Source organism: Pedobacter gandavensis, from assembly GCF_032678465.1.
Lineage (GTDB): Bacteria > Bacteroidota > Bacteroidia > Sphingobacteriales > Sphingobacteriaceae > Pedobacter > Pedobacter gandavensis_B.
In genome coordinates, this window is sequence record NZ_JAVTSK010000004.1 from 1 (window position 1) to 13204 (window position 13204).

Genomic DNA, 13204 nt, shown 5'->3' on the forward strand with positions numbered 1-13204 from the left:
AAATCTAAGGCTTTTTTAGTTTAATTTCAAATGTTGCCCAGCTTGATCATAATCAAGATCAAAATCCAATGTCTTTCCCTTATCTTTGCAAATAACTCAATACTTTCATACTGTGATTAATGTAAATAACATCTCCGTTTCATTTGGCGGAACCACTCTTTTTAGCGACGTCACCTTTTCAATCAACGAAAACGATAAAATTGCCCTTATGGGTAAGAATGGCGCAGGCAAGTCCACCATCCTAAAAATCATTGCCAATGCGGCTAAACCTACTTCTGGTAACGTAACTGGTCCAAAAGACGCAGTAATTGCATATTTGCCACAGCATTTTCTTACTGAGGATAAGGTGACTGTTTTTGAAGAAACGATGAAAGCTTTCGAAGAGGTAAATCAGATGCAAAAAGAGCTTGAAGAGCTAAATGAACAGCTGACGATCCGTACGGATTATGAGAGTGATGATTACATGAAGCTAATCGAACGTGTTTCTGAATTGAGTGAAAAGTTCTATTCAATTGAAGAGACCAATTATGATGCAGAGGTTGAAAAAGTATTAAAAGGTTTAGGTTTTGAGCGGAAGGATTTTGCCAGACAGACTTCTGAGTTTTCAGGGGGATGGCGTATGCGTATCGAACTAGCCAAAATCTTATTAAAGAAGCCTGATCTTATTTTACTGGATGAGCCTACTAACCACATGGATATCGAGAGTATTCAATGGCTGGAGGATTTCCTGATCAATTCTGCAAAAGCAGTAATGGTGATTTCCCACGATCGTGCCTTTGTAGACAATATTACCAATCGTACCATAGAAGTGACTATGGGTAGAATATACGATTACAAAGCTAAATATACCCATTACCTTCAGTTGCGTGCCGACCGTCGTGTGCATCAATTGAAGGCTTACGAGGAACAACAACGTTTTATTGCCGATAATCAGGAATTTATTGATCGTTTCAGAGGCACTTATTCTAAAACCCTACAGGTGCAATCGCGTGTGAAAATGCTCGAAAAGCTGGAGGTAATTGAAATTGATGAAGTAGATACTTCCGCATTACGATTGAAGTTTCCGCCTTCGCCACGTTCTGGCCAATATCCGGTAATTGTAGAAGAGCTGACTAAAACCTATGGCGATCATGTGGTGTTCCAAAAAGCATCTATGGTGATCGAAAGAGGAGAGAAAGTAGCTTTTGTCGGTAAAAATGGTGAAGGTAAATCTACCATGATCAAAGCCATTATGGGCGAGATTGATTTTGAAGGAGATTTGAAAGTAGGTCATAATGCCAAAATTGGATACTTTGCTCAAAACCAGGCTGCCTTGCTTGATGAAAACATGACGGTATTTGATACCATTAACCAGATTCCATTAAGTGACGGGACAATCAAAGTTAAAGACCTTTTAGGTGCCTTTATGTTTAGTGGTGACGACATCACGAAAAAAGTAAAGGTACTTTCCGGTGGAGAGAAAACCCGTTTAGCCATGATCAAGTTGCTGTTAGAACCAGTAAATGTGTTGATTCTGGATGAGCCAACCAATCATTTGGATATGAAAACCAAAGATATTATCAAGGATGCGCTTAAAGACTTTGATGGTACTTTGATTCTGGTATCCCATGATCGTGATTTCCTGGATGGATTGGCAGAAAAGGTATTCGAGTTTGGCAACAAACGTGTACGCGAGCATTTTGAGGACATCAAAGGCTTCCTGGCTTACAAGAAAATGGACAGCTTAAAAGAAATCGAACAAAGTTAAAAAATGAGCTATCTATAAACATTCCTTTTGGAGTTTAACAGGAGTGTTCAAAATATGACCATTTATGGTCGACATTGAAAAGTCTTAGAGAGATCTAAGGCTTTTTTTGTTTTTACTACTTCAGCTCCTTCTGCCATCTACTGGTCAAAAACATGTAATTCGTCCCCCATTTTAATACTATAAAATACACTGGCATGTTCCTTTAATCGATCGATTATTTTATATTTAGGCGATTTTAAAATATGGATAGGTTTACAAGTAAAAATCTATCGAATAGTTAATCTTATAAAGCAAAAATCAATATGTCGAATACATCAAAAATTATCTACACCAAAACCGATGAGGCGCCAATGTTGGCAACCTATTCACTTTTACCAATCGTACAAGCTTTTACCGCATCAGCAGGTATTGATGTAGAAACAAGAGATATTTCTTTAGCAGGTAGAATTTTAGCAAACTTTCCTGAGTTTTTAAAAGATGATCAAAAAATAGGTGATGCTTTGGCAGAGCTTGGTGCATTAGCAACCACGCCAGAGGCTAACATCATCAAATTACCAAATATTTCAGCTTCAATTCCACAATTGGTAGGAGCAATTACAGAATTACAATCTCAAGGTTATGCTTTGCCGAACTATCCGGACAATGCACAAACTGAAGAAGAAAAAGCAATAAAAGCCAAATATGGCAAAGTATTAGGATCGGCAGTAAATCCTGTTTTACGTGAGGGTAACTCAGATCGTAGAGCGCCTAAAGCAGTTAAAAACTATGCGAAAGTAAATCCTCATTCTATGGGGGCCTGGTCTGCAGATTCTAAAACACGTGTAGCGAGCATGACAGAAGGTGATTTTTATGGTTCGGAGAAATCTTTAACCATCCCTGAAGCCAGTCAATTCAAAATAGAATTTGTTGCAGAAGATGGTGGAGTAGCTGAATTAAAAGGTTTAGCACCTTTAAAAGCAGGTGAAGTGATCGACTGTTCAGCTTTGAGTTTATCTGCTTTAAAAGCATTTGTAGCTAAAGAAATTTTAGCCACTAAAGCAGAAGGAACTTTATTGTCCGCACACTTAAAGGCAACAATGATGAAAGTTTCTGATCCGATTATCTTCGGTGCCATTGTAGAAGTTTACTTCGCAGATGTGTTTACCAAATACGCGGATTTATTTAAGGAACTAAATATTGATACACGTAATGGTTTAGGTGATGTTTATGCAAAAATTGCTGGTCATTCTAAACAAGCAGAAGTTGAAGCGGATTTAGCTAAAGCAATCGAGAATGGTCCGGCATTGGCCATGGTGAATTCTGATAAAGGAATTACAAACCTACATGTGCCAAGTGATGTAATTGTAGATGCTTCGATGCCTGCAATGATCCGTAATTCTGGCCAAATGTGGAATAAAGAGGGTAAATCTCAGGATACTACAGCTTTAATTCCTGATCGCAGTTATGCTGGTGTTTACACGGCAACAATTGATGATTGTAAGGCAAATGGTGCATTTGATGTAGCGACGATGGGTTCTGTACCTAATGTAGGCTTAATGGCACAAAAAGCAGAAGAATATGGTTCACATGATAAAACTTTCCAAGCAAAAGCAAACGGAACCATCCGCGTTACAGATGCAGATGGAAAAGTTTACTTTGATCAAAAAGTAGAAACAGGCGATATTTTCCGCATGTGTCAAACCAAGGATGCGCCAATTCAGGATTGGGTGAAACTGGCAGTAAACAGAGCTCGTTTATCAGCTACACCAGCAGTTTTCTGGTTAGATGAAAATAGAGCGCATGATAGAGAGATCATCGCGAAAGTGAAAAAATACTTAGCTGATCATGATACAGAAGGCCTGGATATTCGAATTCTTGCACCAATTGAAGCGACTAAATTTACATTGGAAAGAATTAGAAAAGGTTTAGATACCATTTCTGTTACGGGTAACGTATTACGTGATTACTTAACAGATTTATTCCCAATTTTAGAATTAGGAACTTCTGCTAAAATGTTGTCAATCGTTCCATTAATGAACGGCGGTGGTTTGTTCGAGACAGGTGCTGGTGGTTCTGCCCCAAAACACATTGAGCAATTTATTGAAGAAGGTTATTTGCGTTGGGATTCATTGGGAGAGTTTTTAGCTTTAGGTGCTTCCTTAGAGCATTTAGGTCAAACTCAAAACAATGCAAAAGCTTTAGTTTTAGCAGAGACTTTAGATGCAGCAACGGAAACATTCCTTGCTAATGATAAATCACCAGCCCGTAAAGTTGGACAAATTGACAACCGTGGTTCTCATTTCTATCTGGCTTTATATTGGGCTCAGGAGTTAGCGAAACAAACTAAAGATGCTGATTTACAAGCTAGATTTGCACCATTGGCTAAAACACTGACTGAAAATGAAGCTAAGATCTCAGCTGAATTAATTGCTGCGCAAGGTAAACCACAAAATATTGGTGGTTATTTCCATCCAAATGATGAATTGGCAGAAAAAGCAATGCGTCCAAGTGAAACATTGAATACTGCGTTAGCTGCTTTGTAAGCTATCGTTAATTATAAGGCATCGAATTGCTCTAAGGAAATTTAGGGCAATTCGAAATGCAACTCTTTAATAAAGTATCATCTTTAATGACATAAAAAAGCGATGAAGTAAAAAAAATATTTTACCTCATCGCTTTTTTTATGCAGGTATGGTACCTATTACTTTTTCTTTCCAAATTGGCGGGGATAGTAGGAGAATGTGACCATGAAATACTGCTCCAGTACATTCCTGGTACCTACACTAAAACTATTTGCATTTCCATAATTAATTATGCTGCTGTTCTGGCGAAGTAAATCCAGTGCTGAAAGTTTAATTTCAGCATTGTTGCCTTTGAGAAAACGATAAGTGGTATTCGCGTTCCAAATGGTAAAATTAACGGGTTTAGTTTCAGTTGCTGTACTTGTATTGAAACTTATATTGGTATTTAGCGTTAGGTTCTTGTTGATATTAAAACTGGAGCTCAGGTTTGTTGCTATGTTTTTTCCACTGTATTTCGTGCTAAAAGCTTCCTGCTTTGTTTTGTACGTGGAATAGACTTGCTCAATTACAACTGCCAGATGTCTGTTATAGGTATAATCCAGTTTCATTCTAGTGTCGGTATTGAAATTACCTGAAAACGTAAAAATACCATTGGTGTAACCAGGCTTTCTTGAGGTATTTAAAATGGAATGTAAACTCAGCTGAAGTTCTGATGTTTTAAATTTAATTGCTTTTCTGATGTTTCCGTAAAAATTAATGTATCTATGGCCCTCAGCATTGACAAAATAGATCGTCCGTCTATTTTGATCATCAATAAGCACGCTATCTACAATACTACGCTTAGTCATACCGGCATTTAAGTTCATATCGTAGTTTAAAATGTTTTTACCGGTTTGGTCATTATGGTTCACATTAAAAGCGATGCTAGTTTCTGTTTCTTCCTTTAAATTCAAATTACCTTTTTGTAAATAGTAGAGATTTGTACTATCTGTTAATGGTGCCAACTGATTTATATTTGGAATGCGCACATTTGTCCTATACGATAAGACATAGCTTTTGTAATATTCTCCATATTGATTGTCATGGAAGGAGACAGAAGCATCAGGTAAAAACTTACTGTAATTACGTTTAATGTTTTGAATATCCTTATTGGACTCGTTATTTTGATGGATAAACTGTTGTTTTGGAGCAAATTCAAGCGTAAGTCGCTTATTAAATCTATTGGAGAGTCGTTTGATGAATGTTTTGCTGAAATTCAATCCTGGAACTTCATGGACTTCATTTGTTTGAATCTGGTTGCTCAAATACGTATTGTTCTGGTAATTCTGACTGTCCTCATCAAAATCCTGCACCTTATTCTTATCTTTATTTTGGTTAATGTTCAATTTGTTGGACAAAGAAAGCTCTATTCCAGCCAATCCATTTTTACCTGCAATCATCGATATTAAACCAGGCAATCTTAAATTGATTTCTTGATTAACACCTTCCTTTTGACTCGCATATTTGCGGTTGAACTTCTTGTCTGATGCTGAATTCGTAAAGGACCTAAATTCGGTTGAGTTCAGACGCTGACTATTATTGTCTGTAGCGACAAGGTAGTATGTTGCATCAAAACCTTTAAATACTTGCGAAGGTTTACTGTAATCCTGATTCATTATAAAATTAGCATTCAGGTTAAACCGCGAGTTTTTATAGTTGCTTTGGCTGAAGGCATTGTTGGTACTCGTTATTTTATTTTGGCCTTTCTCCGCGCTTCTAAGGCTCTCTGAATTGGTTTCGTCATCATTTACAGATAAGGATTGTGAAATTGCCAGTGTCTTGTTGTTTTCTGTCCAGTCGTATCTTGAATCGAATCGATGATTTGTACTTAGCGTATTGGTTTTATTCCTGTTTTTATCTGTAATTACATCGACATCATTTACGGGTGTTGTAGTTTGTATGGTGTTTAAAATCTCAGTGTTTTTGTTTTGTATAAAATAATTGGAGGTTAAGCTGTTCTTTTTCTCGTAGCTGGGTTTTTCTATAAAATTGTAGGTAAAAGAAAGCCCTGCGGCATTATTTTTATTGAGACCCGTTACTCTAAAATCCGGTTGGTACTCTACATTGGTACCTACACCTTTAAACGTACTATTGTTCATTAATGTTCCGACATTATTGGCAATTTTATTAATGTTGTTGCTGGCACCAATGATGGCAAGCTCTAGTTTTGGAGAGAAAATATTGAAACTTGCATCTGATTCATAACGTTTATTGGTACCAAAACCTGCTCCAATTTTTCCGAAGTAACCAATATCTTTTCCTTTTTTAAGCTTTAAATTTACTTCAAGAGTAGAATCCAAAGGATTGGTTTTATCTTTTACGGTATTGTATACCTGAATTTTTTCTAATGCATTTTTGGCAATGTTTTGTGTAGCGATCTTTGCATCACCACCAAAGAAAGGCTTTCCATTCACTAATATACTTTTTACCTCACGTCCATTTACTGTAATTTGTCCATCTCCCCACACAGTGATATTGGGGATCTTTCTGAGTAAATCCTCCACTACAGCATTACTATCCAGTTTAAAAGCGGAAGCGTTGAATTCAAGCGTATCACCGTTCATACTAATGGGTGGTATAGAGATCACGACTTCCTGTAAGGAAACATCTTTTGGGTTAATAACCATGGTCTTTAAATCCATGTTTTTTTTTGCGACAGGAATGGTAAATTCTTTCAAAAAAAATTGATAACCAACATGACTGACTTCAATTTTTAGCGGTGTATTTACAGGAAGTTTACTGAAATTAAATTCGCCATAACTGTTGCTGATCTGGTAGTTTAATAACTTGTTATCCTTTGTCTTATAGATGGATACTGTGGCCGATTTTAATACGTAATTGTGAACGGTGTCGCGTAAGATCCCTTTAACTATACCCAGTTGAAGTGAATCAATCTTTTGGGCATTGACATTAATGATCGTTACAGCAAGTAATATTGCTATAAATAAAGTACGAAAAAACTGCATAGAGGGGAGCGCTAGTTTTGTTTGAGTTTTAGTTGAATGATAACTGGGTTACTTTTCTTATTTTCTGTTTTAAAATAACTAGACATCAGCGCGCTGTACTTAGGTTTTTTGTCTACGCTTTGTTCCTTAAAGGTAAACATGGCCAATGATGAATAACTGGTATAAAAGTACTTTTTGTTGAACTTTAGGAAACCACGATTCGCAAAATCATAATGGAAACCCAAATCTGTTACCGGTAGGAAAGAAGAGGAAGAATCTGGCTCCAGGTCATCCAAAGAGGTTAAAGCAGCTGTCTTTAGATTATAGATGATGGCATCTTTTTTTTCTTTACCCGGGTCCATATCATGCATTTTTACCAGCAACTGATCCCCGATTTTATAAGTATTGCTGATGGCGTAAATTGCTTTTGGATTTTTTTTGAAATATTCTTGCCGCTTGTTTTTATAAATTGGATTAGTTGAAAAGTCTTTTGGAAGGGAATGAATTGCTGGAAAAAAAACACGATAAGCCAAGAACATTTTCTTTGAGGTTAGCTTATATATATTATAATCGTAATAATTAATGTAGAATTTTTCATTTTCTCTGTCACTATCATAAAGTGCTGGACCAGAACCTCCGCTTAAAAATAAATCATTTTCATATCTAGCAGGATCATAGGGGAAGTATTGCGCGATATCAATACTGTCTTTGCGCAATCCTATCTGATAATATAAACTGTCTTTGTTATTTTTGAGCAGATAATGGTTTCTTATTTCGGTGTGATCTGTGAATTTTAAATTCTCTTCATCATCTTCAGATACTTTCTTGATCAGTTTTCCATCCAGATCAAAATAATTTGTGTATTTCCCAGATGCTATTCTAATGAAGTCTTGTTTATTCTCCTGTTTTAAAGAAAATCCCCAAAAGCCCTGGTTTTCTTTTTCTGACTCATTTTTGAGCTGACTTCTATTTATTTTAGCTTTGAACTTACCTTCTTTGCTGAAAATTAAAACGGATTTGGTATCATAGTCAAATACGATATAACAATTTTCAGTGATTTCTAATTGATTTATAGATCCGAATAAGCTTTCCTTAGTAGTTTCTAATGGAATAAAATTTACCTCCTCAAAAACTTCAGAAACCCTGGCACCCCTGGCAGCTCCAGGGTCAATACGAATGGTAACCATTTCCGAGCTGTCAATCTTACTACTTTGTGCAGTTGCTGAAGAATAAAAAAAAGCGCCAATTAAAAACGTAAAAAGCGCTGTAAAAGGAAGATTTGAATATTTCATTGATGTCTAAATATATTACTTATTTTGACATTAAAAATATAAATGATAAAAAATACTCTTATTTGTGCTCTTTTTATGAAAATTAATCTCTGATTATTTACTTAGTTAACGCTAAGTTTTCCTTTTGTTTAATTTCTGGTTTAGTGGCCATTGTAATCGATATCCAGCTGATACTGATAAAGTAATCCGGAGAGGTTCATAGCGGAAAACTTCGCTTGTTTTACTTTATTGACCGCGGGATCCAGGCTAAAATTTCGAGCGGTACGGAAATCAGTCTTTTCTAAAACAGACCTCACAAAAGTGGCTCCAGAAAGGTCACAGTTATGAAAAATGCTGGAGGTCAAATCTGCTTCCTCAAAATCTGTTTCTTTAACTGAACAATCTGTAAACTTTGTTTTTCTGAGTTTGGTACCATAGAATGTCGAGTAATCCAGCTGACACTGTTCAAAAGAAAAAGAAAATAAAAACTTGTTACATTTTGAGAAATCTATTCCCAATACCTTACAACCTGTAAAGGTCGCCTCTTTAAAGCCTGTGCCTGTTACTACTGTAAGGGAGAAATTACATTGTTTAAACCGACAATTCATAAAATCATTGCGGCTTAAATCACTCCGGGAAAAATCACAGTTTACAAATTCACAATGGATAAATTCCCGGTTCTCCAACCGTTTTTCTGCATAATTGATATTGGTAAATGTTTTTCCTTCATGGACTGTAGTTTCATTGGAATTGCTCATAAACAAAGATACCAAGTGATTGATTTGTTTACAAGTAGTTTTATTATGCGTCTCGCAACCTGGAAAATTGTGCTGTGAGCCTATGGTTGGTCTGCATACAATTTCTTTAATTGTGGGATTAAAGCTTAAATTTGCATTTTTAAATAAGAGCATGATTAAATTATTTGTGGTGGGTTACTCACTAGATATACAGGAAGCGGAGTTGGTTGATATTTTCAGTATCCACGGAAACATACACAGCATACATTTACTAACCGATAAGTATACCGGAAGACATAAAGGCTTTGGTTTTATCGAGATGGAAGACCAGGCAGGTGCCGATAGAGCTATTGCAGCCATTAATGGCATGGTACATAAGGGCAGGAAAATTACGGTTAAATTGGCTGATGAAGATAGGGCAGAGAAGCCAAGAGCGATTAGAGAAAATAGATTCCAGTCTCAGGAACTACAGGGGAGTGCAAAAAGTGTGGAACCTTTTAAAATGAAACGTCCCAGAAAATTAATGTCCAATACATTCAGGGCAGAGAACTCTTAACTGTTCAGTGTTCGTGGTACCTGAAAGTGATGGCATAGCTATTTAGTGGATGGACTCGAATGCCCCTTTTTTTTGTCTTGTTTTACCACATGATATTTGTGTTGTTTTTCGGAAATTAGTGTGGAATGAAAATCATTAAAGTATTCATGATTTAAAACTTAAGACAATGGCCACAGCAAAAAATCCATTTGGATGGACAGAAATTTACGTAGAGGATATGGCAAGAGCACAAAAATTCTACGAGACAGTATTAGCAGTTGAACTGGTAAAGATGCCTTTGCCCGTTGGGATGGACCTCGATAAGGACTGCGAAGATTCAATGGAAATGTTATTCTTTCCGGGAGATATGGCAGCTCCGGGAACCAGTGGCGCCATAGTGAAATCCGCGATGTTCAAACCAGGCTTTGGAGGTACATTGGTTTATTTTAGTTGCGATGACTGTGCCACAGAAATTTCAAGAGTAGCAGGGGCAGGTGGAAAGGTGTTGAACGAAAAAATGTCAATTGGAGAATATGGTTTTTGCGGTGTCTGTATGGATACTGAAGGCAATGCCATCGGATTCCATTCTATGAATTAAGCAATTTATCTGATAAAAAAAAAACGGGCTTTCCATAACAGAAAGCCCGTTTTTATGAATTATAAAAAAATAAACTTACATTTTTAGTTTGTAAACAGATTTACCTTCTTTAATTGTTTCATTGACCTTAATATCTTTTATTTTTAAAGGATCAATCGTGGTTGGGTTCTGATCAAGAATCACCAAATCTGCAAGCTTACCTGCTTTCAAAGATCCTTTACGGTCTTCTTCCTGATATTGATAGGCAGCATTGATCGTAATGGCCTTTAAGGCCTCCATTGGCGTAATTTTCTCATCTGGCCCTAAGATTCTTCCAGATTGGGTTTTCCTGTTTACAGCAGCATACACTGCAGTCAGTAAATCTGGAGGGGTAACCGGAGCATCATGGTGTATGGTAAAGCTGATTCCAGCTTTTCTTGCAGAATTAGCCGGACTTAAGAACTGGCTTCTTTCAGGTCCAAAAACGCTGGTATAATGCCAATCACCCCAAATGTAAACATGGGTAGAGAAATACGAAGGCAATACCCCAGTATCTTTAATCTTCTGGATATGATCCGGTCTGCTATTTTGAACATGGATTAATGTAGCGCGCATTTCAGGTTTGTAAACGCCTTCTTCTTTTAACTTTTTAAAAGCACCAAGAGCCTGGTCAATCGCTGCATCACCATTTACATGCAATTGCGCCGTAAATCCATGTTGGAATACTTTTTTCAGTCCATCGTACACAAACTGGTCTGTAAAGGCGGGAAATCCTTTGTAATCTTTACTTGCTCCAACCGGAGGTACAAAGTATGGAATAGTTAACCAGGCTGTTTTTCCCTGTGGTGAACCATCTAAAGAAAATTTAAAACCACCTAATTTTAAACGATCGGTATATTTCATGTATTCCGGTTTAAAATCATCGATCTTGTCTTTATACATATCATAGTCCGGGAAATACACCACATCTGCAACCAGTAGTTTTTTAGCTGCGGCCTCTCTTAGGAGTGGTATACTTTCACCCATTGTTCTGCCATCACAAATCGTGGTTTGTCCGTATTTCAACCATTCTCCCTGCGCTTTCATCAGATTTTGCATGGCTTGCGATTCTTCTCCAGGTTTTACTTTTGGAACCGGCATCATGGTCATCAATTTATTTAAAGCCATGAAATTGGCGTTCTCTTCTAGTTTCCCATTGAGTTTACCTGTTTTTTTATCCCGGCCATAATGCCCGCCAGGAGGATCTTTAACCGTTTCCGGTATGCCCAGGAATTTATACATCGCAGTATTTACCACACTCACATGCCCCGATGCATGCAAGGCTATAATAGGATGGGTATTTGAAATCGCGTCCATTTGCTCCAATGTTGGATTGGTATGTTCTACCATTAAAGCATCGTCATAACCATTGCCTAGCAATGGGGTATTTGCTGGCATTGGATGATCCTGGATGTATTTCCTGATGGTGGCCTGCATATCCGGAATAGAATTTACGGTACCGTAAGGGGCAGCTCCAAGATCGATGGCCTGTTCCATTCCTGCTCTGGAGGTCAGGTGACCATGCGCATCAATAAAACCAGGCATTAAGGTCTTTCCTTGTAAATCATGAACCTCAGTTTTATCATCTACAAATTTGTCGGCTTCTGCTTTTTTTCCGGTAAATAAAATTTTACCATCTTTTACAACAAGCGCTTCAGCAGTAGGTTCTGCATCCTCCATGGTTAAAATAGGGCCGCCGAAGTAAATGGCATCCCCCTTATCGCCTGTTGTTTTGCTCTGACAGCTAAACAACAGCCCGGCAATGAGCAGTTGGAAATAGTATGTTTTCTTCATAATGTATATTTATTTAACACAGGTTGGTGCTTAATAGCTATACATTTTTCAGAAGCGATTTGTTTTAATATTTTTCAATTGCGCCCGAAGGGTTAAGCTCCTTTTGCTTAGTCAGATTAAATTGGTAGAGCTCTTCTGTTGGTACCAGTTTTCTGGAGACTTTTTCAATATCCATCCCTTTTTCCGACCAAAGGTAGGGCCTGAAACTGTAAGATTTGTTGCCATCAAGGTTGGCTATAAACTGATCCCAGGTAGACCATCTTAGCCCTTTGTAGAAATCAGCAAGATCACCATTCAGACAGAAGCGCAGGAATTCGGTGTATCCGAGACCTAAAGATTCCCATTTCAGACTATTGGGAGCCAGATAATAAACTGTTTTCAAATCAGAACTAAAAGCCCCATAATTGATGGCAAAGAAACCGCCAATCGCATCGTCCGCTACCAGGTAAAAATCAGGCTGATCTCCATATTCCTGAATAGATTTTCCTTTATTCCATTCTGGCACAGAACGATTGAGTTTCGCATTCCCAGAACCTAAAATCCGCAACCAGCCATTGTCCACCATTATTCCACCAGTATGGTAGATTACCGCAGCCAAGGTAGTATATGTAGAGAGCTGAGATTGATATAGCGCCTTGTTGGCAAGCGCGGTATCCACTTCCAGAATTTGTACTTTATTCTTTGCCGAATCCAGCCATTTTTGAACCAATGGCCATGCCGGATCTGTAGTATTTGTTAATTCATCCAGACTTTTCATTTTATTTTGGGCAAAACTGCTCAGCGAAAACAGCGTCAGTCCGATGATGAAGAGGGTTTTTAGGATGCTTTTCATACTTATAGATATTTGCATCAAAGATATTGCTTAGAATTCAAATCTGCTCTTCTAACTTGATTTTCTTCCGAAGAAAAATAAGCGATATTGAATTTAGTCCATTTTTTAAGAAATCAACATATCCTAATTAAAAATGAAGTAGCATTAGCTGAAAAATGAAGGATTTTTAATCTCAAAGAGGTTGAGG

At 37.3% G+C, this 13204-nt stretch carries 9 protein-coding genes; 4 read left to right on the top strand and 5 right to left on the bottom strand.

The annotated features are described in order from the left end of the window. Nucleotides 1-112 precede the first annotated feature (112 nt). Both R2Q94_RS08625 and R2Q94_RS08630 read left to right on the top strand, forming a co-directional pair. Nucleotides 113-1747, top strand: coding sequence for an ABC-F family ATP-binding cassette domain-containing protein (locus R2Q94_RS08625; protein ID WP_316821056.1), 1635 nt, complete (start codon nt 113-115; stop codon nt 1745-1747). A gap of 302 nt (nt 1748-2049) precedes the next feature. Continuing rightward, nucleotides 2050-4269, top strand: coding sequence for an NADP-dependent isocitrate dehydrogenase (locus tag R2Q94_RS08630; RefSeq protein ID WP_316821057.1), 2220 nt, complete (start codon nt 2050-2052; stop codon nt 4267-4269). A gap of 158 nt (nt 4270-4427) precedes the next feature. Here the strand turns inward: R2Q94_RS08630 and R2Q94_RS08635 are convergent, their stop codons facing one another. The 3 genes from R2Q94_RS08635 to R2Q94_RS08645 all read right to left on the bottom strand — a co-directional run bounded on the left by R2Q94_RS08635 (nt 4428) and on the right by R2Q94_RS08645 (nt 9414). After that, nucleotides 4428-7253 (bottom strand): outer membrane beta-barrel protein, encoded by a 2826-nt coding sequence (locus R2Q94_RS08635; RefSeq protein ID WP_316821058.1) that lies wholly within the window; start codon nt 7251-7253, stop codon nt 4428-4430. 11 nt (nt 7254-7264) lie between these two features. Further along, a complete protein-coding gene (locus tag R2Q94_RS08640) occupies nt 7265-8524 on the bottom strand; it encodes a 6-bladed beta-propeller (RefSeq protein ID WP_316821059.1) in 1260 nt (419 codons plus the stop codon). Nucleotides 8525-8664: 140 nt separating this feature from the next. Further along, on the bottom strand, nt 8665-9414 hold the full coding sequence (locus R2Q94_RS08645) for a pentapeptide repeat-containing protein (RefSeq protein ID WP_316821060.1): 750 nt from the start codon (nt 9412-9414) through the stop codon (nt 8665-8667). Here R2Q94_RS08645 and R2Q94_RS08650 point away from each other — a divergent pair. Both R2Q94_RS08650 and R2Q94_RS08655 read left to right on the top strand, forming a co-directional pair. Further along, a complete protein-coding gene (locus tag R2Q94_RS08650; RefSeq protein WP_316821061.1) occupies nt 9413-9796 on the top strand; it encodes a hypothetical protein in 384 nt (127 codons plus the stop codon). The genes R2Q94_RS08645 and R2Q94_RS08650 overlap by 2 nt on opposite strands. A 166-nt stretch (nt 9797-9962) precedes the next feature. Next, nucleotides 9963-10373: a VOC family protein gene (locus tag R2Q94_RS08655; RefSeq protein ID WP_316821062.1), complete on the top strand. Its 411-nt coding sequence runs from the start codon at nt 9963-9965 to the stop codon at nt 10371-10373. Between the two features lie 75 nt (nt 10374-10448). On the opposite strand, the gene R2Q94_RS08660 is transcribed toward R2Q94_RS08655, so the two are convergent. Together R2Q94_RS08660 and R2Q94_RS08665 are read right to left on the bottom strand one after the other, a co-directional pair. Beyond that, nucleotides 10449-12185, bottom strand: a complete 1737-nt coding sequence (locus R2Q94_RS08660; RefSeq protein ID WP_316821063.1) for an amidohydrolase — start codon at nt 12183-12185, stop codon at nt 10449-10451. Nucleotides 12186-12249: 64 nt separating this feature from the next. Further along, nucleotides 12250-13017 carry a DUF2625 domain-containing protein gene (locus R2Q94_RS08665; RefSeq protein WP_316821064.1) on the bottom strand — a complete coding sequence of 256 codons (768 nt, stop codon included), beginning with the start codon at nt 13015-13017 and terminating at the stop codon, nt 12250-12252. Nucleotides 13018-13204 lie beyond the last annotated feature (187 nt).